The organism is Comamonas fluminis, assembly GCF_019186805.1.
Lineage (GTDB): Bacteria > Pseudomonadota > Gammaproteobacteria > Burkholderiales > Burkholderiaceae_C > Comamonas > Comamonas fluminis.
Map to the genome: position 1 here is coordinate 2,335,685 of NZ_CP066783.1, position 24,699 is coordinate 2,360,383.

General features: G+C 58.7%; 14 protein-coding genes. 7 read left to right on the top strand and 7 right to left on the bottom strand.

Annotation, left to right across the window (positions count from 1 at the left end; genetic code table 11):
* Nucleotides 1-70 precede the first annotated feature (70 nt).
* The 5 genes from JDW18_RS22750 (at nucleotide 71) to JDW18_RS11110 (ending at nucleotide 11,839) form a co-directional block, all read left to right on the top strand.
* Nucleotides 71-9,820 (top strand): ESPR-type extended signal peptide-containing protein, encoded by a 9,750-nt coding sequence (locus tag JDW18_RS22750; RefSeq protein ID WP_218243656.1) that lies wholly within the window; start codon nucleotides 71-73, stop codon nucleotides 9,818-9,820.
* 16 nt (nucleotides 9,821-9,836) lie between these two features.
* Entirely contained in the window at nucleotides 9,837-10,244 is a 408-nt protein-coding gene (locus tag JDW18_RS11095) for an outer membrane protein assembly factor BamE (protein WP_218243657.1), read from the top strand.
* Between the two features lie 483 nt (nucleotides 10,245-10,727).
* Complete coding sequence (locus tag JDW18_RS11100) at nucleotides 10,728-11,039, top strand: DUF883 domain-containing protein (RefSeq protein ID WP_218243658.1); 312 nt, start codon at nucleotides 10,728-10,730, stop codon at nucleotides 11,037-11,039.
* Between the two features lie 25 nt (nucleotides 11,040-11,064).
* Nucleotides 11,065-11,466: a phage holin family protein gene (locus tag JDW18_RS11105; protein ID WP_425514801.1), complete on the top strand. Its 402-nt coding sequence runs from the start codon at nucleotides 11,065-11,067 to the stop codon at nucleotides 11,464-11,466.
* 1 nt (nucleotide 11,467) lies between these two features.
* Complete coding sequence (locus JDW18_RS11110; protein WP_218243659.1) at nucleotides 11,468-11,839, top strand: hypothetical protein; 372 nt, start codon at nucleotides 11,468-11,470, stop codon at nucleotides 11,837-11,839.
* Between the two features lie 107 nt (nucleotides 11,840-11,946).
* On the opposite strand, the gene JDW18_RS11115 is transcribed toward JDW18_RS11110, so the two are convergent.
* Nucleotides 11,947-12,993, bottom strand: coding sequence for a quinone-dependent dihydroorotate dehydrogenase (locus JDW18_RS11115; RefSeq protein ID WP_218243660.1), 1,047 nt, complete (start codon nucleotides 12,991-12,993; stop codon nucleotides 11,947-11,949).
* A gap of 34 nt (nucleotides 12,994-13,027) precedes the next feature.
* Between JDW18_RS11115 and rpiA the strand changes: the two genes are divergently transcribed.
* On the top strand, nucleotides 13,028-13,726 hold the full coding sequence (gene rpiA, locus JDW18_RS11120) for a ribose-5-phosphate isomerase RpiA (RefSeq protein WP_218243661.1): 699 nt from the start codon (nucleotides 13,028-13,030) through the stop codon (nucleotides 13,724-13,726).
* 121 nt (nucleotides 13,727-13,847) lie between these two features.
* On the opposite strand, the gene JDW18_RS11125 is transcribed toward rpiA, so the two are convergent.
* From JDW18_RS11125 to JDW18_RS11150, 6 genes are all read right to left on the bottom strand, one after another.
* A complete protein-coding gene (locus JDW18_RS11125) occupies nucleotides 13,848-14,138 on the bottom strand; it encodes a hypothetical protein (RefSeq protein ID WP_218243662.1) in 291 nt (96 codons plus the stop codon).
* Between the two features lie 17 nt (nucleotides 14,139-14,155).
* Nucleotides 14,156-14,857 carry a glutaredoxin family protein gene (locus JDW18_RS11130; RefSeq protein ID WP_246610457.1) on the bottom strand — a complete coding sequence of 234 codons (702 nt, stop codon included), beginning with the start codon at nucleotides 14,855-14,857 and terminating at the stop codon, nucleotides 14,156-14,158.
* A 257-nt stretch (nucleotides 14,858-15,114) separates the two neighbouring features.
* Nucleotides 15,115-17,166, bottom strand: coding sequence for a M3 family metallopeptidase (locus JDW18_RS11135; RefSeq protein ID WP_218243664.1), 2,052 nt, complete (start codon nucleotides 17,164-17,166; stop codon nucleotides 15,115-15,117).
* 207 nt (nucleotides 17,167-17,373) lie between these two features.
* Nucleotides 17,374-18,228, bottom strand: a complete 855-nt coding sequence (gene folD, locus JDW18_RS11140) for a bifunctional methylenetetrahydrofolate dehydrogenase/methenyltetrahydrofolate cyclohydrolase FolD (RefSeq protein WP_218243665.1) — start codon at nucleotides 18,226-18,228, stop codon at nucleotides 17,374-17,376.
* A gap of 147 nt (nucleotides 18,229-18,375) precedes the next feature.
* The gene (locus JDW18_RS11145) at nucleotides 18,376-19,029 is read right to left on the bottom strand and encodes a response regulator transcription factor (protein ID WP_218243666.1); all 654 of its coding nucleotides are present in this window, start codon (nucleotides 19,027-19,029) and stop codon (nucleotides 18,376-18,378) included.
* The gene (locus JDW18_RS11150; protein ID WP_218243667.1) at nucleotides 19,026-21,593 is read right to left on the bottom strand and encodes a PAS domain-containing sensor histidine kinase; all 2,568 of its coding nucleotides are present in this window, start codon (nucleotides 21,591-21,593) and stop codon (nucleotides 19,026-19,028) included. The genes JDW18_RS11145 and JDW18_RS11150 overlap by 4 nt, the downstream gene beginning before the upstream one ends.
* A 380-nt stretch (nucleotides 21,594-21,973) precedes the next feature.
* On the opposite strand from JDW18_RS11150, the gene aceE reads away from it, so the two are divergent.
* Nucleotides 21,974-24,688 carry a pyruvate dehydrogenase (acetyl-transferring), homodimeric type gene (gene aceE / locus JDW18_RS11155; RefSeq protein WP_218243668.1) on the top strand — a complete coding sequence of 905 codons (2,715 nt, stop codon included), beginning with the start codon at nucleotides 21,974-21,976 and terminating at the stop codon, nucleotides 24,686-24,688.
* Nucleotides 24,689-24,699: the final 11 nt, after the last annotated feature.

Here is a 24,699-nt window from a genome sequence, read left to right on the forward strand (position 1 = left end):
AGAAGAGCCCCGGAAACAGCTGCCCATGAGGTGGCATCAAAGGGTACCCCTTAGGGTTGGAGGAAACACCATGAACCGCAGCTATCGCACCATCTGGAATGAATCTTTAGGCGCCTGGGTCGCTGCTTCCGAGACCACCAAGGCCAAGGGCAAAAAAAGCAGCTCTGCGCTGCTGAGCAAGGCTGCAGCCCCATTTGGCGTGGCCATGCTGGCAGTCTTTGGGGGTCCAGGGGCGATGGCGGCGGTTTGGAATGACCAAGCGACCGGTACGGTGTGCGGCATACCAGATAATCAGCCTGGTGCTCTTTGGGTTTGCCAAGTGCCTAACCAGAAGGGCGGTTTCTCCACCATTTCTGGGGTTGGTACTGTCACCACTCAATGGGGAACTCCCGCCCCTGACATGTCCGCTATTACTCCGTTTGCGGTGGATCAGGGCAAAGATGCAATTGCGCTGGGCAACATGAACACTTTTGCAGCGGGTGACAACGCGGTGGCAATTGGCGCTGGCGCGCAGGCTGTTGGTGCGAGCAGTGTCGCTTTGGGTGATTCCGCCTATGTGGATGCGCAACAAGCGATTGCCATTGGTTCTGGAGCGATGGTTGCAACTAAGGCAACAGGGTTTAACAGCAATGGTGATGCATCTATTGCGCACAGCGACGCTTCAACAGCGGTTGGCCCTGGTGCCTACGTCTATGCAGAGGCTGCCAGCGACCCCAGCCTTAAAGGGTTGGGCACTGCGGATGCGTCGGCCTCAACAGCCTTGGGTGTCAGCAGCCGCGTGATCGCCGATGGTGCTGGTTTTTCAGCTCTGGCGGGTCAATCCACAGCACTGGGTGGCGGCGCCGTCGTTGCTGTGGCCCATGATGCAAATGCCACAGCGGAAGGGTCGCTCGCGTTGGGCCCTAGAGCCAGTGTGCAGGCGATTGCAAGTGGCTCGGCCGGCGGAGATATTTTGGCCAATGCGCAAAGAAGCATCGCCATTGGCAATGGCGCCAGTGTTGGTGCCATCAATAAGGACCAGCAATACTACTCGACAGCAGAGGATGCAATTGCTATTGGCACGAATGCACAAGCTGTTGCTGCAGGAAATATCAACAGTGTTGCCAGATCCATTGTGGTTGGGCGCAATGCAACCGCGAATGGGGAAGATAGTATTGCGCTCGGTACTGATGCCGGTGTCGGCGGTGCTACAGATCCCAATATCTCCACAGGTGACAATATTGCCATTGGTGCGGGATCGGGCGGACAGGTAAATGGTTCTGGAAACTTATCCATGGGCCGTTTAGCGGGTTATGGGGTCACTGGCCAAAATAACTTGGCTTTGGGGCAGCAGGCCGGTAATGATGTAGAAGGTAATCGCAATATTGCACAAGGTTATCAATCCGGCCAGACTTTGCGGGGTATTGGTACAAATCCGGCATTAGATAATGTGGCTGTTGGTTCTTACTCGGGTCAAAATGTGACCGGTGATGAGAATGTAGGCATCGGTAAAAATGCCACCTCACAGTCGTTTGGCAGCTACAATGTAGGTGTTGGCTCGCAAGCAGCCTTCAATACCACTGGTAACTCGAATTCCGCAGTGGGCCATGACGCAGGAAGCTACACCACCGGAAACTTTAACTCTGCTCTTGGCTTTTCAGCGGGTACTGGCACGAAAGGTGATTACAACCTGGCAGCAGGTTACGCAGCAGGTGACTCCACAAACGGCACCGGAAATATCCTGATGGGTCTGGGTGCAGGGAGCCAGACAACGGGTAATGGGAACGTTTCGATTGGTGCGGGTGCGGGTGTTAGCACGGCAACAGTCAATGACGCGATTCGCATCGGCACCGCAGCAGGTACATCTGTGCTGGGTATTCAGGCGATGCACGCAACAGATCCCAGTGGCGCACCTGCAGCAATTCTGGCTCGTATGGACCGCTTTGTGGTGCCACTGCTTGGGCAGTCTGCACTTGATATCAATAACAAAATTGTTGCAGGTGAATATGTCTATTTAAATGGAGCGTTGGTTGATGCTGCAGATACTTCCAAAGTAATCATGACTGCTGCCCAAGGTCAGCAGCTCCAGGATTACCTGACAAATTCATCTAGCGGCGAGCGCTCCATTAGCGTGGGCAGGCTGTCGCAAGGCGAAGGCGTAGACTCGGTTGCCTTGGGCACAGCTTCTTATGCAGCCAGTGCCAATGCAGTTGCTATAGGCTCATCGACCCAGGCATTGGGCGCTAACAGCATGGCCGTGGGAAATTCGGCCGTTTCGAAGGGCGAAAATGCCATTGCGCTGGGGAATAAAACTCACGCAGATTACTGGTCCATTGCCATTGGTGCAGAGGCCAACGCTATTGGTAACAACGGCGGTGCGATTGCCATCGGTAATCGCGCCAATGCAATGTCTGATCCCATTGCAAACACCGCCATTGCCATTGGTGATGACTCCTATGCACGCCACTCTGGTGTGGCCATCGGTCGCAACGCACAAGCCCCGCAAAACGGTGCAGTTGCCATTGGCTGGGGTGCAAACACGACAGGCGCGGCCTCCGGCGTCGCCATTGGTGACCGCGCTTCTGCGGTTGGAAATAATGCAATCGCCATCGGCGGCAACGCCGACCAAACCGCCACGGTAGCGGCAGGCTCTGGCGCGTTTGCCGCAGGCTCGGGCGCCAATGCCACAGGCACTGGTGCAGTGGCAGTTGGTGGACTGGGTGGCACGGCAGGCGGCTCCATCGCCAGCAGCGACCATGCCGTGGCCATTGGTGCCATGGCGCAAGCCACGGGCAGTGGCGCCATGGCCCTTGGCGGAAACCTGGCAGCCCCTTCGCTGGCTCAAGGCGCCAATTCGTTCGCAGCAGGTACAGGTGCTGTAGCGGCGCGTGATGACGCAGTTGCCTTGGGCCACACAGCCAAGGCACTGGGTGCCAACAGCATTGCCATTGGACGAGATGCAGTCGCAACAGGCTCAGTGGCACTGGGCGCTGCTGCACTAGCAGGCAATGGTGGCACTGCACTGGGCGATGGCGCCGTTGGCACCTATATGAATGGCACGACCACGGCTGGCACCGTGGCAGGCACTGCAGTCGGCCAGAATGCTGTGGCAGATGTCAGCGGGGCAACAGCGCTGGGTACAGGCGCCCAGGCAACTGCTGCGAATAGCGTAGCAGTGGGCGCTGGCAGCAAGGCCGATGGGGCCACTTTTACTACAGCAGCTTATGCGCCTGCTGGGGCAACAGTTGCGGGTAGTGCTTCCACAGCCGAAGTCTCTGTGGGCAGCGCTGGCAACGAGCGCCGCATTACCAACGTAGCGGCTGGCGGTGCGCCAACCGATGCGGTGAATGTTTCGCAACTGAAGGCTGCGCAGGCTGCTGCGACAACACATTTCTACAGCGTCAAATCCACGAATCAGTATGCTGGCAATTATCTGAATGATGGTGCCCAGGGGCTAAACTCCCTGGCTGCAGGTGTCAATGCCAGCGTCAATGCTAAATCTGAGGATTCTGTGGCCATTGGAAGTAACTCCAGTGTGAAGGATTCCAATAAATCCTTGGCAATTGGCTATAACAGCAGCGTTACAGGTAATGGTCTTCTTTCCTATGACAATGGTATTGCTATTGGGAATGGCAATAATTTAGCCACTTCTGGTAATGCTGCAGCAATTGGTAATTTTAACTCCATTGACGGTAGCGCCGTTTCTTATGTGCTGGGTGCCTCTAATACTCTTAAGAACGCAGGGGGGTCTAATGTTGTAGGGTCTGGAAATACCCTTTCAGACCTTACTAAGGGTAATAGCAATGTGATGGGCGCTAACAATACGCTCACTAATGCGGGTGTGACTTCGGTCAATGGTGGCTGGAATACCATTTCCAATCAGGATGGCTCTGTAGTTATGGGGTCGTTTAATACGCTGAATGGAGATGTCAATTCGGATGGTTCAGCTGCATCAATAGCCAATAGCGTGGTTGGCTACGGTAACAGGGTTGGTAAATCTAGAAATGCTGCAGTAGTTGGTCGATCCAATATTGTTGGTGATGGTGGTATTGGAAATGTCGCTTTGGGTAATTCGATCACAGTTGGCGATAATTTGAAATTCACGGTTGCAATTGGTCAGCAAGCGGCTAGCGCAAGCAGCAACGCAATTGCAATAGGGACAATAGCAAGTGCATCGGGTGCGAATGCAGTTGCCATGGGACTTGGTACCAAAGCAACGGTGGCTGACTCTGTGGCATTGGGTTTTGGCTCTAATGCTTCTGCTGCTGCAGGCCAGGCAGGTTACGTTCCTGCAAATGCCAATGGAGCCCAATCTGCTGCAGTTACTGCCACAACCAGTACTTTAGGAGCAGTAGCTGTTGGTGATGCTTCTAGAAATCGGCTCCGCCAGATCACCGGGGTAGCAGCAGGTACCGCTGACTCTGATGCTGTCAATATTGCCCAGCTGAAGGCAGTGCAGGGGCATTATTACAGCGTCAATTCCACCAGCCAGGCAGCAGGTAGCAACTATTTGAATGATGGAGCGACAGGTGTTGATTCGCTGGCAGCGGGTGTGAGTTCCATCGCTGCAGGGAATGCTGCAACAGCAGTGGGAAGTCGCTCCAATGCGTATGGCACCAGCAGTGTTGCTATCGGGGATCAGGCTGTAGCAGGTGATTCAGGCGTGGCGATTGGTAGCAAACGTTCTGTAGCTGCTACGACTGCATTTGCTCAATCGATCGCCATTGGTTCGGGTGCGCGTACATGGGGTTCGGATGCGATCTCGATGGGTACATACTCAAACGCAGGCGCTGGTAGTATTTCCCTTGGATACTCAGCCGATTCAAGTCAGGCTAATACCATTGCAATTGGCAACAATGCGTACTCCGGGGTTGAAGCTGTTCAAATTGGCTCATCCTCTGTCGGTGCACAGGGGGGATTCCGTGGAGCCTTCCGTCGTGGCACGACATTGATTGGTACCGAAGCGGCTTCGCAGTCGCTGTATAGCACGATTATTGGTAATCACTCGCAGCTTTTGGCAAATCAGTATGCAAAAAGTGGTGGCATTTTTGGCTTGGGTCAGTTCGCTGCACAAGGTGCATTCAGCAGCGCTTTAGGTGCCTATAACACCATTGGAAATAACACCTCGACGAATGCTTACAACAGTGTTGCGGTTACTGTTGTTGGCTCTGCCAACGATGTTCAAGATAGCAATGGTGTTTTCGTAAATGGCTATGGAAATACTGTCAAGAACTCCTATAAAGGTCAGATCGACTTGACAGGAGTTGGCGATGTAAACTCCAGTTCTATTGCGACATTGGTGAAGAATCCAAATACTCAGCTGGGGCAAGTGGGAGTAATTGGTGCAGGCAACACGGTAGATGGCGCAAATAACAGCTTCTTGGTGGGTATGCGCTCGACCCTGACCACTGCTGATAAAGTGTCTGCTCAAGGCTTTAATTTGAACGTGAGCAATGCGACCAATACATTCCTGGCGGGTGCAGATAACACTGTATCGAATACAAGCAATGTTTTTGCAGCGGGCAGTAACTCCTCTATTAATAAGGCAAGCAACGTACTCGCCCTTGGTAATAATCAGGTTATTGGCAGTGCTTCGACAACTGCAACAAACAGCATCTTGCTGGGTGATCGCATTCAGTTCGCCAATACAGCCAATGCTACTGATGCGGTCGCAGTAGGTGGTGATGCCAAGGTAGCCAGCGGCGCAGTAGCGGTAGGTAATAAGGCGCAGGCCCTGGGTGCGAATAGCATTGCGATTGGTAATGGCGCTATTGCAACAGGTTCCCAGGCCTTTGGTAGCGGAGCACTGGCTGGCAATGGTGGCTCTGCCTTCGGCGATGGTGCGGTGGCCACTTATTTGAATGGCGCTACAACGGCAGGTACCGTCGCAGGAACTGCCATGGGTAAGAACGCTATTGCGGATGTGTCAGGTGCAACCGCCCTGGGTGCAGGTGCACAGGCATCTGCTGTCAATAGCGTAGCGCTTGGTGCAGGCAGCAAGGCTGATGGCAGCACTTTGCTTCAAGCGGCTTACGGGGGGGCTAGCGTTGCGGGCTCGACACCAGCCGGTGAAGTGTCGGTTGGTGTGGCCGGTGGTGAGCGTCGCATTACCAACTTGGCCGCAGGCTCGACACCAACGGATGCTGTCAATGTGTCTCAGTTGAGGAGGGTAGCGGATCTGGCCGGCGCCGGCTGGAACATTGGTGCCAACGGTGAAGCTACCGGTGCCAACGTCGCTCCCGGTGCCAAGGTGGACTTCAGCTCCTCCAACGGCAACCTGACCGTGACGCGCGCTGGCACGGACATCAAGGTCGGTTTGGCCAATAACATTAACCTGGGTACCGCTGGCAGCGTCACCACGGGCAATACCGTGCAGAACAACAACGGCGTCACGGTCACCAACGGCTCCAATGTGAGCACTGTCACTAGTGCTGGCACCAGCGTGACCGATGGCACCAGCACCACCGCTACAACGGCTGCGGGCACCACGGTGACCAATGGCACCAACGTCAGCACCCTGGGTGCGGGCACCGCCAGCGTCACCAACGGCACGCAAACCACCGTGATCAACCCCGGCTCGGTTGTGGTGGGTCAGGGCGGTGCAACGCCTGTCACCATCAGCGCTACCACGGGTGATGTGACAGGTCTGACCAACAAGACGCTGACCGGCACAGGCTTTGGTACCGCAGGCCGTGCTGCAACTGAAGAGCAGTTGAGCCTGGTCAACCAGAAGGCAAACGCTGGCTGGAACATTGGTGCCAACGGTGAAGCCACTGGTGCCAACGTTGCTCCCGGTGCCAAGGTGGACTTCAGCTCCTCCAACGGCAACCTGACCGTGACGCGCACTGGCACGGACATCAAGGTCGATCTGGCCAATGCACTGGATCTGGGGACTGCTGGCAGCGTCACCACAGGCAACACCGTGCAGGACACCAATGGCGTCAAGGTGACCAACGGCACCAACGTCAGCACCATCACAAGCGCTGGCACCAGCGTGACCGATGGCACCAGCACCACCGCAACGACGGCTGCGGGCACCACGGTGACCAATGGCTCCAACGTCAGCACCCTGGGTGCGGGCACCGCCAGCGTCACCAACGGCACGCAAACCACCGTGATCAACCCCGGCTCGGTTGTGGTGGGTCAGGGCGGTGCAACGCCTGTCACCATCAGCGCCACCACGGGTGATGTGACAGGTCTGACCAACAAGACGCTGACCGGCACAGGCTTTGGTAACGCAGGCCGTGCTGCAACTGAAGAGCAGTTGAGCCTGGTCAACCAGAAGGCAAACGCTGGCTGGAACATTGGTGCCAACGGTGAAGCCACTGGTGCCAACGTTGCTCCCGGTGCCAAGGTGGACTTCAGCTCCTCCAACGGCAACCTGACCGTGACGCGCACTGGCACGGACATCAAGGTCGATCTGGCCAATGCACTGGATCTGGGGACTGCTGGCAGCGTCACCACGGGCAACACCGTGCAGGACACCAATGGCGTCAAGGTGACCAACGGCACCAACGTCAGCACCATCACCAGCGCTGGCACCAGCGTGACCGATGGCACCAGCACCACCGCTACAACGGCTGCGGGCACCACCGTGACCAATGGCACCAACGTCAGCAGCATCACCAGCGCTGGCACCAGCGTGACCGACGGCACCAGCACCACCGCTACAACGGCTGCAGGCACCACGGTGACCAATGGCACCAACGTCAGCACCCTGGGTGCGGGCACCGCCAGCGTCACCAACGGCACGCAAACCACCGTGATCAACCCCGGCTCTGTCGTGGTGGGTCAGGGCGGTGCAGCGCCTGTCACCATCAACGCCACCACGGGTGATGTGACGGGTCTGACCAACAAGACGCTGACCGGCACAGGCTTCGGCACCGCAGGCCGTGCAGCGACTGAAGAGCAACTGAGCCTGGTCAACCAGAAGGCAAACGCGGGCTGGAACATTGGTGCCAACGGCGAAGCCACCGGTGCCAACGTCGCTCCCGGTGCCAAGGTGGACTTCAGCTCCTCCAACAGCAACCTGACCGTGGCTCGTAACGGCACGGACATCAAGGTCGATCTGGCCAACACGCTGGATCTGGGAACTGCTGGCAGTGTCACCACGGGCAATACCGTGCAGGACACCAATGGCGTCAAGGTTGCCAACGGCACCAACGTCAGCACCATCACAAGCGCTGGCACCAGCGTGACCGATGGCACCAGCACCACCGCTACAACGGCTGCGGGTACGACCGTGACCAACGGCGCTAACGTCAGCACTATCACCAGCGCTGGCACCACCGTGACCGACGGCACCAGCACCACCGCTACAACGGCTGCGGGCACGACCGTGACCAATGGCTCCAACGTCAGCACCCTGGGTGCGGGCACCGCCAGCGTTACCAACGGCACGCAAACCACCGTGATCAACCCCGGCTCTGTCGTGGTGGGTCAGGGCGGTGCAGCGCCTGTCACCATCAACGCCAATACCGGCGAAGTGACAGGCCTGACCAACAAGACGCTGACAGGTGCAGGGTTTGCAACAGCAGGTCGTGCCGCGACTGAAGAGCAGTTGGCTCAACTGGCAAGTGACACCAAAGCAGCTGAGACTCATTACTACAGCACGAGCGATGGTGGTCAGCGAGGCAGCAACTATGCCAACCAAGGCGCGGTAGCTGGTACCAAGGGCTCGCTGGCGGCTGGTGTCAATGCCTCGGCAAAGGCTGATGGCGCTGTGGCTCTGGGTGATGCCTCGGCCGAAGAGCAAGACTCTGTTGCGATTGGCATGGGCGCCAAGGCGACGGACAAGAGCAGCGTTGCTCTGGGCGCTGGTTCGACCACGCAGGCGGCGCGCACTATCGCTAGCGATAGCACGACGGTTCCAGGCGCAACTCTGGCGTTTGCGGGTGCGACCAATGTGCTGGGTGTGGTGAGTGTTGGCAGCGCAACTGGCGGAACACGCCAGATCGTGAATGTGGCACCAGGTCAAATCTCGGCAACCAGCACCGACGCCATCAATGGCAGCCAGTTGTTTGCGGTGGCCAAGGGCTTGAACGACCGCATTGATAACATCCCCGCTGGCTCCGGCACCGTTGGACCTGCAGGCCCTCAAGGTCCTAAGGGGGACAAGGGTGATCCAGGTCCAGCGGGCCCAGAAGGCAAGCCAGGAACTGGCACTGGTTCGGGCAGCCAGTGGATTGATGGCAATGTGGCCAACTTCACTGCACCGAGTGTCACAGGCTCTGAGTCCTTGGCAGCCGGTAGCGGCTCGCAGGCAACTGGCAGTAACTCCACCGCCATCGGCAACGGGGCTATTGCTACGGGCAGCAACTCAGTGGCTATGGGTCAGGGTTCTACTGCTTCGGGCAATGGTGCAACGGCTCTGGGTCAGGGCGCGATGGCAACCGGCAGCAACTCTGTGGCCATCGGCAATAACTCCAACGATGCTGGGCGCGCCAATGTAGTGTCTATGGGGTCCACCGGTGCTGAGCGTCAGATCACGAATGTTGCAGCGGGTACAGAAGGGACAGATGCCGTGAATCTGAACCAGCTCAACCAGATGGGCGCGCAGATCAACAACCAGTTTGGCAATCTGCAGCACCAGATCGATGTCAACCGCCGTGAAGCGAATGCGGGCACTGCTGGCGCGATGGCCATGGCTGGCATGCCTCAGGCCTACCAGCCCGGCAAGAACATGGTGGCAGCCGGTGCGGCTACCTACCGTGGCGAAACAGCGCTGGCGGTCGGCATGTCCCGTATTTCGGACAATGGCCGCTGGGTGACCAAGTTCACAGGCTCTGCCAACTCGCGTGGTCAGGTCGGTGTGTCGGTCGGTGCTGGCTATCAGTGGTAAGAGGGAGGAATTTCAAATGAAACGCAAACATGTTCCCAGCCTGCTGGCAGGTGCCGTGGCGGTATCGCTGTTGATGATGCTTGGCGGTTGCGCCAGCACCATCAGCAAAGGAGTGGATGAGCAGGGGCGGGCGCAGGAAGTGATCTTCCCTGACCCGACCAAGGATGCCACCCAGCCCGAGGGCAGCTACCCCAATAGCGAGAGTCTGAGCAAATTGCGGGTTGGCCTGACCAAGACCCAGGTGCAGCAACTGATTGGCACGCCTCACTACAAGGAGGGCTTTGGCGCCCGCGAGTGGGATTACCTGCTGCACATGCCCAGCAGCGATGTGGTCTGTCAGCTCAAGCTGATCTACAACAAGCAGATGCAGGTCGGCAGCATTCATTCCTTGCCAGCGCAATGCCTGAAGGTCAGCGGCCAATAACGGAGCTCATTGCTTCAATCAAACGCCCGGCGGTAATGCGCTGGGCGTTTTTTATTGCGGCTGCGATATGTAGCGGGCTCGATCAAGTGCCAATGCAAGCTGCACGCTGCAGGCGCTTGCGGGGCAGACCCAAGTAATAGCATCTTGGTTTCTTGATTTGACTCAAGAGATTGATGCGAGCTGGCGTGCGCCCTTCATGGCAGTGATGACTGAAATTCGTGCGCCATCTGCGATGCCAGAATGAGCGCTAGCAATAGAGCATCTTGCGAAGCATGCTCCTGTTTTTGAGCTGCGGCGCTGGGGGAATGTCTGACAGCAGACTGAGAGCACGAGACGCTTGGAGCGCATTTCTTTTGGGTAAGATGGTTACATGCTGTGAGAGTGGCGTTGTTTGTCTTCGTTGCTCGGGCTCAGTCGTCAGCGCAGTACTGCAACGTTGCTTTGCGCTTGATTCCTATCAATCGTCATCTTGAAAGGTTTGATATGTCCCGTTCTATTTCTGATACCGTCTCCAACGCCCAAGAAGATCTGGAAAAGCTGGTTGGCGATCTGCGCGGTCTGCTGTCTGCTCGCGAGCTGGACAAAGTGCCTGAAATCAGCGCACTGCGCCAACGCATTGATGACAGCATGAACGTGGTGCGCGACTCTGCTGTGCGTGCAGCTCAGGATGCCGCTCGCCAAGCACGCGACGCTGCTGACAAGGCAGACCGCTATGCTCATGATGAGCCATGGCGCGTTGCTGGTGCAGCCCTGGCTGTGGGCGCGCTGGTGGGCTTCATGCTGGGCCGTCGTTGATGCAAGCGGCTCAACGCCAGGACTATTGCCTGTGAACTGGATTTCACTACTCGGTCTTGACGCATTGCTGGCGCGCTGGCGCGCCAGCCTGAATGAAGTTGCGCTGGCTGCGGAGGATCGTGTTGATCTTGCGCAGCTGGAGTGGCAGGTGCACAAGCGCAGCCTTCAGACTTTGCTGATACTGGTGGTCGCGCTGGGTGGCCTGACAGTGGTGGTGTTGACCGTGCTGTCCATCGCACTGATGGTGCAGTTTTGGGATACCGCGCATCGCAACACGGTGGCATGGTGCCTGGCGGGTGGCTGGCTGTTGATCTGGGTGCTGGCACTCTGGCGCTTGCTGGCCGCGGTCAAGCAACTGTCTGAGCCATTCAAGCTCACCCGCAGCGAACTCAAGGTGGATTGGAAAACTCTGAAGGAGAAGCTCTAGCATGAATGCTCTTCGTCAGCCGGAAACCGAAGTCACCAAGCCAGTGGGCTTTGATGCGCAGCTGTGGGAAGGTGCCACGCAAGAGCAGCAACTGGTGCTCAAGCGTATTGCCAAGCAGCGTGCACGCCTTCAAGCGCGTTCTGCGGCCCGGGCGCAGGCCTTGACGCTGCAGCAGCAGGCCAAGGGTGCAGAGCAGGTTTCGCCTGACGCGCCGCTGGCAGATCGGGCTATTGCGTTTGTGCGCCTGCACCCGATTGCCACGGCTGTTGCGGGCGTGGCTCTGATGGCGCTTGGCCCGCGCAAGCTGATGCGCTGGGGCACGATTGCATGGCCCTGGGTCATGAAGCTGCAACAGCAGCGCAGCCGAAGCTGATTTCTGCAGATTTTTCAGCGATCGCTGTGAAATTTGCGTCAAATAAAACAGCCCGTGAAGCTCAAGGCTTGCACGGGCTGTTTTTATGTGTATTGCAATGAAGTGAATCAGTGCATGTGCGCAATGGCTTGGGCGGCTTCAGTCACCAAGTCAGGGCCGCGATAGATCAGGCCGCTGTAGATTTGCACCACGTCTGCACCTGCACGAATCTTGCTGACAGCATCCGCACCGCTCAAAATGCCGCCAACGCCGATGATGGGGTAGCGGCTGCCCAGCGCAGAGCGCAATTGGCGAATGATCTGGTTGCTGGCTTCCAGCACGGGCGCGCCCGACAGGCCGCCAGTTTCTTCGGCGTGCTGCAGGCCTTTGACGGCTTCACGGCTGATGGTGGTGTTGGTGGCAATCACACCGTCCATGCCGTGGCGCTGCAGTGTGGCGGCGATCACGCCCACTTGCTCTTCGTCCAGATCGGGGGCGATTTTCACAAACACGGGTGTGCGCTTGCCGTGCTCGGTGGCCAGTTGCTCGCGGCGATTGGCAATGGCGCCCAGCAAGGCATCCAGCGCTTCATCGCTTTGCAGCGCCCGCAGGTTCTTGGTGTTGGGTGAGCTGATGTTCACCGTCACATAGTCTGCGTGAGGATAGACGCCATCCAGCGCCTTGATGTAGTCGCTGGTGGCTTCTTCGATAGGCGTGGTGGCGTTCTTGCCGATGTTCAAGCCTAGGAGCATGGGTGCTCCGTTGGCACGTACTTGCGAGCGGCGCACATTGGCCAGGAAGGCGTCCAGCCCTTCGTTGTTGAAACCTAGCCGATTGATCAGCGCATTTTTTTCAGGAATGCGGAACATGCGAGGCTTGGGGTTGCCAGGCTGAGGGCGGGGCGTGACGGTGCCCACTTCCACAAAGCCAAAGCCCATGGCGGCCAGCGCATCAATGCAGCGCGCATTCTTGTCCAGGCCTGCAGCCATGCCCACGCGGTTCGGAAACTTCAGGCCAGCCAGCTCAATGGGGTCGCTGACCAGCGGGCGTGCCCAGGCCTTTTGCAGCAAGGTGTTCTGGCCCTTTGCCATGAGATTCATGGTGAAGTCGTGGGCGGCTTCGGGGTCCATGCCGAAAAGAAGTGGACGGGTCAGTGAGTAAGGAATAAGAGACATGGAGATAATCGCAGGATTATCTGGATTTTCCCTCATGACGACATCTGCTGCACCTCTCTCTCAAGATGAACTGAAAACTTTGGTCGGACAAGCTGCCCTGCAATATGTGGTAGCTGGCGAAATCGTGGGCGTGGGCACCGGCTCCACGGTCAACAAATTCATTGATGCACTGGCCACCATCAAGGACCAGATTCCCGGCGCAGTCTCCAGCTCCGTCGCCAGTACCGAGCGCCTGAAGGCTCTGGGCATCAAGGTATTTGATGCCAATGAAGTGCAGCGCCTGGCGGTGTATATCGATGGTGCAGACGAGATCGACGGCCAGGGCTATATGGTCAAGGGCGGCGGTGCGGCCCTGACGCGCGAGAAGATTGTGGCGGCGCTGGCTGACCGCTTTGTCTGCATTGCCGATGAGTCCAAACTAGTGGACGCGCTGGGCAACTTTCCCTTGCCCGTGGAAGTGATTCCCATGGCAGCAGGCCAGATTGCCCGCCGTTTTGAAGCCATGGGCGCTGGTGTGACTGCCCAGATTCGCATGAAAGATGGCGCGCCGCTGGTGACGGACAACGGCCAGCACATTCTTGATGTGCGTGGCCTGAAGATTGCAGAGCCTCTGGCTTTCGAGTCTCAGGTCAACCAATGGCCTGGCGTGGTGACTGTGGGCGTGTTTGCCCATCAGAAAGCCGCAGTTTGCCTGCTGGGTACCGCAACCGGTGTGAAGACGCTGACGTACTGAACGCTTCAGACTCCAAGAAAAAGCCACTTGCGTTATGTAAGTGGCTTTTTTGTTATGAATTTGATAGCTGATGGTGCTTTATATATAAGCACTAAGGGCTTGTTTCATTGAAATTTGAGCGCTAGAAAAAATTCTCATAAAGGTTGGCAAAAACCAGCCAGATGAGAAACAGCGCAAAGCTCCAGCCGATCAGCCGTATGTTGAACGCGCAGGCCTGCTTGCGCCAGCGGTTGATGATTTCTGCGGCAGACCAGAAGATGCCGTGACCGATGAAAAACAGGCCCATCACCACCTCGTAGCCGAAGCGGTTCAAGCCATTTTGCAGACCACCATCTGCCACAAACCAGGCGGTAATCAGTACAGGCCCGAGCAGCAGCAGTGAAGACTTCAGAAGCTGGTGGGTCTGGGGCATATTGATCAGGCGGAGCTTTAGAAGCGCAGGCCCGCAGGATTATTAGGCGTGGGGGTGCCGGGGCGCGGTGCGGCCTGTGGGCTGGCGGGAGCAGCGCTGCGTGTCGCGTTGTTCTCTGCAGGTTTGGCTTTTTCCGCTGGGGCAGGCGTTGTCAGCGGCCGCGCGGTAGGAGCGCGGTAATTGGCGGGCAGGGCGGACTGCGCCGGATAGCCTGCAGCTTTCAGATATTGTGCCCAGCTGTCTTCGCCAAACCCTTTGAGGTGCTGGCTGCCAATGGTGGCAAAAGGCAGGTTGTCCTGACCGCTGAGCTTTTTCAGGGCCTCAAGGTCTGTGTTGGTTTCTACCGTGCGTTCGCTGAACGGTACGCCACGGCCTTTGAGGTAGTTGCGTGCCTCATCACAGGGCTGGCATTCCTTGGCCGAATAAAGTGTGACGGGATAGCGCGTGGCAGTCTGGCGCAGCTCATAAGGCAGTTGCGCCAGCGGTACGGTATTACCAGATGCACTGCCTTCCGAGCTGACAGAGCCGGAAACAGCGCTCTGGCTATTGGCTTGCGGAGGGCGGTCAGAGAAGGTTACACGGCCATCTGGCCCGACCACGCGGTACACGCCCTGGGCAGCCACAGGGCCTGCGACCAATGCGCCCGAGCCCAGCATGACAGCCGTCAGCACGCCCAGAAGGCTGCGAGATGAAGTGGTATCAAAAAAGGAGCAATGCATCGGCGCAATCATCAGGTTCTAGCAATGCGGCAAAGCATAGCGTGATTGCACGGCCTTATGTATAGATTTTGCCCCTTGCTGCGCACACAAGCCTTGGTACACCGTTGCCTGGTTGAGCGCTGGGCCTTGTGGCCGCTGTGTGCTGTCGGGGCTGGCCAACCTTGGGTTTGCTGAGAAACAGGTTGGCGCAGGAATGAAAAACGCCCGCTAGGCGGGCGTCTGAACGACTGGTGCGCAGGCTGGCTGCGTCAGCGCATTCAGTGGGTCTGGGCCATGCCCTGGTGGCGCAGCAGAGCGTCGATCTGTGGCTCGCGGCCACGGAAGGCCTTGAACGACTCCATGGCGGGGCGGCTGCCACCAGCTTCCAGAATTGATTCGCGGTACTTGCGGCCCGTTTCTGGGTTGGGCGTGCCGTCGGCCAGCGTGGTTTCTTCAAAAGCTGCATAGGCGTCAGCGCTCAGCACCTCGGCCCACTTGTAGCTGTAGTAACCCGCTGCATAGCCGCCCGCAAAAATATGGCTGAAGGTGTGGGCCATGCGGTTGTAGGCCGGCGAGGGCAGCACGGCCACTTCACTGCGCACCTTTTTGAGCAGGGGCATGAAGTCTTCGGCGGGGTTGTGCTCGGTGTGCAGCAGCATGTCGAACAGCGCAAACTCGATCTGGCGCAGGGTCTGCATGCCCGACTGGAAGTTCTTGGCCGCAATCATCTTGTCGTACAGCGCGCGGGGCAGGGCCTCGCCGGTATCGACATGGGCGGTCATGTGCTTGAGCACATCCCATTCCCAGCAGAAATTTTCCATGAACTGGCTGGGCAGCTCCACCGCGTCCCATTCCACGCCTGCAATGCCCGAGACATCACGCTCGTTCACCTGGGTGAGCATGTGGTGCAGGCCGTGACCGGTTTCGTGGAACAGGGTGATGACGTCATCGTGCGTGAGCAGCGCGGGCTTGCCATCCACACCGGCCGCGAAATTGCAGACCAGATGGGCTACAGGCGTTTGCAGCTGGTGCGTATCGGGGCGCAGCCAGCGGGTGCGCACATCGTCCATCCAGGCGCCGCCACGCTTGCCTTTGCGGGCCTGGGGGTCCAGATAGAACTGGCCGACCAGTTGCGGACCCTGAGCAGTAGCGCGCTCGATGCGGTAGAACTCCACGCAGGGGTTCCACACCGGTGCCTCATCGCGGCGGATGGAGACTTCAAACAGCGTCTCGACAATCTTGAACAGACCGGCCAGCACCTTGGGGGCGGGGAAGTATTGCTTGAGTTCCTGCTCGCTGAAGGAGTAGCGCGCTTCCTTGAGCTTTTCGCCAATAAAGGCCCAGTCCCAGGGTTGAGGCTCGGCAATAGCGAGTTCGGCCTTGGCAAAGGCGCGCAGGTCGGTCACGTCTTTTTCGGCATAGGGGCGGGCACGCTGGCCTAAGTCGCGCAGAAAGTCGATGACCTGTTTGGGTGAGTCGGCCATCTTGGTGACGACCGAGACTTCGCCAAAGCTTTGATAGCCCAGCAGCCTGGATTCTTCCTGGCGCAGTGCCAGGATTTCCTTCATCACGGCCGTGTTGTCGAATTTGGCGGCATCGCCTTCGGCCTGATCGGAAGCGCGGGTCACATAGGCGTGATAGAGCTTCTCGCGCAGCGCGCTGCTTTGGGCAAACTGCATCACGGGCAGATAGCAAGGCATCTTGAGCGTGAGCTTGTAGCCTTCCTTGCCATCGGCTTCTGCGGCAGCCCTGGCCGAGGCGATCACATCGCTGGGCACGCCGTCGAGTTCTTCGAGCTTGGCGTAGTAGGCAAAGGCGTCGGTGGCGTCCAGCGCGTTTTCGCTGAATTTTTGGGCCAGTTCGGCAGAGCGGGCCTGAATGGCAGCAAAGCGTTCTTTGGCGGCGCCTTGCAATTCCGCGCCCGACAGCACAAAGCCGCGCATGGCGTGGTCCCAGGCGGCGCGTTGCTCATTGTTCAGGCTGGCGGGGTCAATGGCCTTGTACTTGGCGTACAGGCGTTCATCGGCACCCAGGTTGGTCCAGAACTCTGTGACGCGGGGCAGGGCTTCGTTGTAGGCGGCGCGCAGCTCGGGCGTATCGGCCACGCTGTTGAGGTGGTTGACGGCAGACCATGCGGTGCCCAGCTTCTCGGTGGCCACATCGAGCACGGCCGAAATGGCTTCCCACTTCGCCGGGAAGTCGGGTGTGACCACGGTCTCCAGCGCCTCGCTGGCGCGTGCCAGCAGCACATCAATGGCCGGGCCCACATCCGCAGGCTGAATGCGGTCAAACAGGGGCAGGGAGGAGGATTCGAGGAGTGGATTGCTCATGCTGTATTAGGTGCCGGCAAGGTCGAGAAAATCAAGCACTGCCATCGCAATGTTTTGCTATGGCAGTGATAGCGTCAGCCATTGGTCAGTACTGGTACTGTGCCAAATCAGGGATGCCAAGCAAGGGCCGCCCCGCAGCGAAGGCATCGTCCCCCTCCGGCGCGTAGCACCAGAGAGGGGGAAGGCGCGAGAGCGCCTCAGGGGGTGTTACCCCACCGTTCTTTCAGCAGACTCCATAGTGTTGACCAGCAGCATGGTAATCGTCATGGGGCCAACACCACCGGGCACAGGGGTGATGTAGCCAGCGACTTCCTTGACGCCGTTGAAATCCACATCGCCGCACAGCTTGCCTTCGGCATTGCGGTTCATGCCCACGTCGATCACCACGGCACCGGGCTTGACCATGTCGGCCGTCAGCACATCGACCTTGCCCACGGCGGCGACGATGATGTCGGCCTGGCGCGTCATGGCGGCCAGATCGGCGGTACCGCTGTGAGTGACGGTGACGGTGGCGTTGGCGGCCAGCAGCATCATGGCCATGGGCTTGCCCACGATGTTGGAGCGGCCGATCACCACGGCGTGCTTGCCGCGCAGATCCTTCATGCCGATGGATTCCAGCATCTTCATGCAGCCGTAGGGCGTGCAGGCCTTGAAGCCGACTTCACCCACCATCAGTGCGCCGGCGCTGGCGACGTGGAAACCGTCCACATCCTTGGCGGGGGAGATGGTTTCGATGACCTTGTGGTCGTCGATGTGCTTAGGCAGCGGCAGTTGCACCAGGATGCCGTGGATGCTGGGGTCGTTGTTGAGCGCTTCCACGCGGGCCAGCAGTTCGGCCTCGGTCATGGTGGCATCGTACTTTTCCAGCACGGAGTGGAAGCCCACGTCTTCGCAGGCCTTGACCTTGTTGCGCACGTAGACCTGAGAGGCCTGGTTGTCGCCCACCAGAATTACGGCCAGACCGGGCGTGACGCCCTTGGTCTTGAGGGCTGCTGCACGCGTGGCGACTTCCTTGCGCAGTTGTTCGGAGAGGGCTTTGCCGTCGATGATTTGGGCTGTCATTGCTGGATTACCAATAAAAAATGCTGCTAGCCCTTGATTTACAAGCACTAGCAGCTATCAGAATAGGAGTTCACTAAGGCGTTCGCCTGAGCAGTGCTCCTTCAATTATCTCGCGATTGAAGAGGCCTCCAATCACGTGTGCATCTCTTAGTTCATTGCGGCAGCGGCCTTGGCGGCTGCTGCTGTCTGGCCTTGGCCCAGGGCGATCTTGAGCAGATCGGCCACGGTGTTGGCGTTGAGCTTTTCCATGATGTTGGCGCGGTGCGCTTCCACGGTCTTGATGGAAATGCCCAGATCGTCAGCGATCTGCTTGTTCAGGCGGCCGGCGACGATGCGCTCCAGCACCTGGGCTTCGCGGCCGGTGAGCTTGGCCAGCAGCGCATCGCGGCTGGCAGCTTGCTGGTGGCCTGCGAAGGCTTCGCGGGCGTGGTCCAGCATGCGCTCGACCAGACCCAGCAGCTCTTCTTCATTGAAAGGCTTCTGGATGAAGTCCAGCGCGCCCTTCTTCATGGTGTTCACTGCCATGGGCACATCGCCGTGGCCGGTAATGAAGACGATAGGCAGGGGAGATTTGCGCTCGATCAGGCGATCCTGCAGCTCCAGCCCCGTCATGCCGCCCATGCGGATGTCAACGATCAGGCAGGCAACTTCGCGGGGGTCGTAACGTGAGAGAAAAGTCTCGGCGGAATCAAAACAGCGAACGCGGTAGTCCTTGCCTTCCAGCAGCCATTGAAGCGAATCGCGCACTGCCTCATCGTCATCAACTACGTAAACCGTGCCTTTTTTGGGTATCAAACTCATGCAATCGTCCTCTTTATGGGTTCGCTTGTCGTGTTGAGTGTTGTCGTCTCCACACCCGTTGCCAACGGTAGCCAGAATGAAAACCGGCAGCCAGTGACCTCGGAACCATTGTAGAGGTTCTCGGCGTGCATTCGACCATGATGGGACTCAACAATGGATCGGCAAAGGTTCAGGCCAATGCCCATGCCTTCACTTTTGGTGGAGAAGAAAGCTTCAAACAGGTGCTCCAGCACCTCGGGCGGCAGGCCCTTGCCGGTGTCTTCGACTATAAATTCAACGCCCTGGCGGCCTTCAAACGGCTCGGGGCGCACGCGTAGCTCCACGCTGCGCTGGCCGGTGGGGCGCTCAGACATGTCGATGGACTCAGCACTGTTTTTCATCAAATTGATGAGAACCTGCTCAATCAGGATCGTGTCGGCCATCACCGGGGGCATGCGTTCGGCCACATGGGAAGCCAGTTGGACATTGCGGCGGCGCAGCTCAATGCCTGCCAGCTCGACGGCTTCGTCCACCATGTCCGAGACCTGAGCCAGCGTGCGGTTGGGCTCGCTCTTTTTCACGAACGAGCGAATGCGCTGAATGATCTGCCCGGCACGCAGGGCCTGATGCGCTGTCTTTTCCAGTGCGAACTTCATCTGTTCAGGCGTCAGCGTGCCGTTTTCCAGGCGCGTGAGCATGCCGGAGCTGTAGTTGCTGATGGCCGTGAGCGGCTGGTTCAACTCGTGCGCGACGCTGGAAGCCATTTCACCCATGGTGATGAGACGGCTGGCGGTCTGGGCCTTTTCGGCCTGTGCGGCGGCCTGGTCTTCAGCCAGACGGCGCTGGGTAATGTCGGTGGCAATCACCATCTGGGCCAGGCGCCCGTCCACCCAGCTCAGATAGCGCGAGCGCACTTCCAGCCACTTGCCCAGACTGGGCACGAAGATTTCGGCGTTTTCGCTGCGGGCGGCGGTCAGGGTGTCCGTGGGCAGGCCCATCAGGCCATCTTCGTCTTCGGCCTCGGGCTGGTGGCGAATGGGCAGCTTGCCCGCCTGGGCCACCAGTTGCAGATGCCCTTCGGTGTGTGAGCCAAACCACTGGCGATAGAGCTTGTTGGCAAAAAGCAGCTCAGCACTGCCCAGAGGTGCTACAGAAACCGAAGCATCCAGCGCTTCCAGCACAATGGTAAAGCGCTCATATGATGCGGAAAGCTGCTCGCGGATGCGATTGGGCTCGGTAATGTCTGTCATGGAAGACATCCAGCCCGTGTGCTGGCCGTGGGCGTCAATCAGCGGCGAGACATACAGGCGCGCATCAAAGAGCGAACCGTTCTTGCGCTTTACGCGCACCTGAAAGCCGCCGACGATGGTTTTGCCCGACAGCTCTTCGCGCAGTTGCGACTGCAGATTGTCGTAATCGTTATCGGGCCAGTAAGAGTAGGGCGGCACCTGACCCACCAGCTCTTTCTCGCTCCAGCCCGTCATCTGGCAGAAAGCCGCGTTCACATAGGTAATGCGGCCATTCAGGTCAAGGGCGCGCATGCCGGTCAGCACGGAGTTTTCCATGGCGCGGCGGAAATTAGTCTCGGCCACCAGGGCCTCTTGCGCACGCTGGCGGCGGCGCGTGTGGCGCCAGGTGGCCAGCAGCAGCCAGGCGGTCATGGCAGACAAGGTGCCCACCAGCCAGAACAGCCCGCTGCCCACCACGCCCAGAGAGGTTCTGTAAGCCTGCGCCCGCAGCATCAAGGAAATGCCCACGGGCGATACCGGCACCTCGTATTCATTGGCAATGGCGCGCCAGTGCAGCAGCTCGCTGGGGGTTTTGCGCGGCGCCAGCGGTGTGCCTGCCAGGACCTGGCCCTGGCTGTCCAGCATGGTGATGGCATAGCGGGCCATCACCTCGGTGGGTGTGCCATAGCGCAGGATGCTGTCCACCGAGAATTCGGCCAGCAGCTCGCCGCTGTAGCGGCTGTTGTTGCTGATGGGGACGTGCAGCTGCAGCAGAGGGGGTGGATCGCTGGGCGTTGCTTTTTCCTGCACATAGATAGGCTGCAGCATTTCCTTGGCCTGCTGGAAGGCGTGCAGGGTCTCGCCCTTGTGCAGCACTTCACCGGTTACGCGTAGCTGGTCGGTGCTAACGGTGGGGGCAGACTGGCTTTGCAGAATCTGGCGCTTGTCGTCCACCCAGGTGATGGACTGCAGCTCGGGGTATTGGCTGATCAGGGCTTCGGCGCGGTTGTCAAAGTCGGTCTTGCGCATATCGCGGGTGCCCACGTCGCGGGCCATGCGCATCAGCTGCTCCTGGCGCTCCAGCAAACGCAGGCGTACCCGCTGCTGCGCATATTCCACGTCACGGCGCAGAGCTTCCTGCTCGCGGTCGACTTCCTCCGTGCGCAAGTACCAGAAAGACGCAATGATTGCAGCCATGAACATCAGCACCGACGCCAGCGGCGCCAGCGCGGCGTAGCGATCCTGACGGGTAGGTGACAGGCTGCGCCACCAGCTTCGCCACCAGCGCACAGGCGAGGCAACGGATTGCGCGTTTTCGGCGTTTGTTTTTTCTGGTTCGAAAGTGCTTGGTTGCATGTTGTCAGTGTAGGGGAGAGACCCACTGCTTTAGCCGAGTATTTTTGTCGCGAGGGCGACTGTTTTTGGGTGCTTCAGAGTATGTGCATTTGCAGCATTTTTTTAAATAGTGAAATCACGCGGCACCATTTGAAATTCAAAAAAAATGTGCGAAACTCCGCTGGCATCGAGACAGTGAATCGGTTTAATCCGGGGAGCGCCTGACCGGGGCTGTGCCGCGCAATGCGTGGTGTGGCACTTGCCACCATCGCGTGATTGCCGCACTCACTGATTCGGTTTTGAGAATGAACTTACCTTTTTTGCTTCTGTGTACAGCGCAGTGTGCAGAAAATGTGTGAGTAGTTCTGATAGCGACCCCTCTCTCGAAGGAGACACACACAATGACAGCTCAGACTGACCCACAAGGCGCTGGCATGCCCGCCGGCCTGGACCAACAAGAATCCCGTGAGTGGATGGATGCTCTTTCCGCGGTGATCGACCGCGAAGGCGCAGATTACGCACACAAGCTGATTGAGGAACTGCTGGAACACGCTCGCCAGAGCAGCGTGGACATGCCTTTCTCCGCCAACACCGGCTATGTGAACACCATCGAAGCTGACCAGGAAGAAAAGTGTCCTGGCAACCTCGAAATTGAAGGCCGTCTGCGTGCCTACATGCGCTGGAACGCCATGGCCATGGTGGTCAAGGCCAACCGCATTCACCCCCCAGAAGGTGGTGACCTGGGCGGCCACATCGGCTCCTTCGCTTCGCTGGCCAATATGTTTGCCGCCGGCTTCAACCACTTCTGGCACGCTGAAAACGAAAACCACGGTGGTGACTGCCTGTACATCCAGGGTCACGTCTCGCCTGGCATCTACGCCCGCGCCTACCTGGAAGGCCGTATCTCTGAAGAGCAACTGCTGAACTTCCGCCAGGAAGTGGACGGCAAGGGTCTGTCCAGCTACCCCCACCCCAAGCTGATGCCTGACTTCTGGCAGTTCCCCACGGTGTCCATGGGCCTGGGCCCGCTGATGGCCATCTACCAGGCACGCTTCCTGAAGTACCTGCACGCACGCGGCATTGCCAACACCGAAAACCGCAAGGTCTGGGTGTTCTGCGGCGACGGTGAAATGGACGAAGTGGAATCTCTGGGCGCTATCGGTCTGGCTTCCCGCGAAAACCTGGACAACCTGGTCTTCGTCATCAACTGCAACCTGCAGCGCCTGGACGGCCCTGTGCGCGGCAACGGCAAGATCATTCAGGAGCTGGAAGGCGAATTCCGCGGCGCTGGCTGGAACGTCATCAAGCTGCTGTGGGGCAAGGGCTGGGACGAGCTGCTGGCCAAGGACAAGGACGGCGTCCTCAAGAAGATCATGATGGAGTGCAACGACGGCGACTATCAGGCCATGAAGGCCAACGATGGTGCTTTCGTGCGCAAGAACTTCTTCGGCCGCGATCCTCGCGCCCTGAAGATGGTCGAACACATGTCCGACGACGAAATCTGGAACCTGCGCCGTGGTGGCCACGACTCCCAGAAGGTCTATGCAGCTTTCGCCGCTGCCAACGGCCACAAGGGTCAGCCCACTGTGCTGCTGGTCAAGACCGTCAAGGGCTTTGGCATGGGCAAGGTCGGTGAAGGCAAGAACAACGTTCACCAGACCAAGAAGCTGAGCGACGAGGACATTAAGGCCTTCCGCGACCGTTTCAACATCCCAATCCCCGACAGCCAGATCGCGGACATTCCTTTCTACAAGCCTGCAGACGACACGCCCGAAATGCGTTACCTGCACGAGCGTCGCAAGGCGCTGGGCGGCTACCTGCCACACCGTCGCCAGCAGGCTGACGAGCAGTTCACAGCGCCTACGCTGGACACCTTCAAGGCCATCCTGGAGCCCACTCCAGAAGGTCGTGAAATCTCCACCACTCAGGCTTATGTGCGTTTCCTGACGCAGCTGCTGCGTGACAAGAACATCGGCCCCCGCGTGGTGCCCATCCTGGTGGACGAAGCCCGTACCTTTGGTATGGAAGGTCTGTTCCGTCAAGTTGGTATCTACAACCCTCACGGTCAGCAATACACCCCGGTCGACAAGGACCAGGTGATGTACTACCGCGAAGACAAGGCCGGTCAGATTCTGCAGGAAGGCATCAACGAAGCTGGCGGCATGTCCAGCTGGATCGCTGCGGCCACCAGCTACAGCCATAGCAACCGGGTCATGATCCCGTTCTATGTGTACTACTCGATGTTCGGCTTCCAGCGCATTGGCGATCTGGCCTGGGCAGCGGGTGACCTGCAAGCGCGCGGCTTCCTGCTGGGCGGCACTTCGGGCCGCACCACACTGAACGGCGAAGGCCTGCAACACGAAGACGGTCACAGCCACATTCTGGCCAACACCATTCCTAACTGCATTACCTATGACCCCACCTTCGCTCACGAAGTGGCCGTCATCATGCAAGACGGTCTGCGCCGCATGGTGCAGAACCAGGAAAACGTCTTCTACTACATCACGCTGCTGAATGAAAACTACCCCATGCCTGGTCTGACCGAAGGCACGGAAGAGCAGATCATCAAGGGCATGTACATGGTCAAGCCTGGCCAGAAGGTGCCTGAGAGCGGCCTGCGCGTTCAGCTGATGGGCTCGGGCACCATCCTGCGCGAATCCTTCTTCGCACAGGAACTGCTGGAAAAGGACTGGGGCGTTGCTGCCGACGTCTGGAGCTGCCCATCGTTCAACGAACTGACCCGCGAAGGCCAGGAAGTGGACCGCTTCAACATGCTGCACCCCATGGAAACCGCCAAGGTTCCATTCGTGGCCCAGCAACTGGCTGCCCACCCAGGCCCCGTCGTCGCTTCGACCGACTACATGAAGGCCTACGCCGAGCAGATCCGCCCCTACATGCCCAAGGGCCGTACCTACAAGGTGCTGGGCACTGACGGCTTCGGTCGTTCGGACTTCCGCGCCAAGCTGCGTGAACACTTCGAAGTCAACCGCCACTACATCGTGGTTGCGGCTCTGCGCGGTCTGGCCGATGAAGGCAAGATCAACGCCACCACCGTGGCCGAAGCGATCAAGAAGTACGGCATCAACGTCGACAAGATCAACCCGCTGCACGCCTAAAAAGGGGAGAC

Bases quoted from the DNA above. Each gene is read 5' to 3' on its own strand.
- JDW18_RS11115 (WP_218243660.1), bottom strand. From the start codon at position 12,993: ATGTCTCTTATTCCTTACTCACTGACCCGTCCACTTCTTTTCGGCATG.
- JDW18_RS11095 (WP_218243657.1), top strand. From the start codon at position 9,837: ATGAAACGCAAACATGTTCCCAGCCTGCTGGCAGGTGCCGTGGCGGTA.
- JDW18_RS22750 (WP_218243656.1), top strand. From the start codon at position 71: ATGAACCGCAGCTATCGCACCATCTGGAATGAATCTTTAGGCGCCTGG.
- JDW18_RS11130 (WP_246610457.1), bottom strand. From the start codon at position 14,857: ATGCATTGCTCCTTTTTTGATACCACTTCATCTCGCAGCCTTCTGGGC.
- JDW18_RS11125 (WP_218243662.1), bottom strand. From the start codon at position 14,138: ATGCCCCAGACCCACCAGCTTCTGAAGTCTTCACTGCTGCTGCTCGGG.
- aceE (WP_218243668.1), top strand. From the start codon at position 21,974: ATGACAGCTCAGACTGACCCACAAGGCGCTGGCATGCCCGCCGGCCTG.
- JDW18_RS11110 (WP_218243659.1), top strand. From the start codon at position 11,468: ATGAATGCTCTTCGTCAGCCGGAAACCGAAGTCACCAAGCCAGTGGGC.
- JDW18_RS11150 (WP_218243667.1), bottom strand. From the start codon at position 21,593: ATGCAACCAAGCACTTTCGAACCAGAAAAAACAAACGCCGAAAACGCG.
- rpiA (WP_218243661.1), top strand. From the start codon at position 13,028: ATGACGACATCTGCTGCACCTCTCTCTCAAGATGAACTGAAAACTTTG.
- JDW18_RS11135 (WP_218243664.1), bottom strand. From the start codon at position 17,166: ATGAGCAATCCACTCCTCGAATCCTCCTCCCTGCCCCTGTTTGACCGC.
- folD (WP_218243665.1), bottom strand. From the start codon at position 18,228: ATGACAGCCCAAATCATCGACGGCAAAGCCCTCTCCGAACAACTGCGC.
- JDW18_RS11145 (WP_218243666.1), bottom strand. From the start codon at position 19,029: ATGAGTTTGATACCCAAAAAAGGCACGGTTTACGTAGTTGATGACGAT.
- JDW18_RS11100 (WP_218243658.1), top strand. From the start codon at position 10,728: ATGTCCCGTTCTATTTCTGATACCGTCTCCAACGCCCAAGAAGATCTG.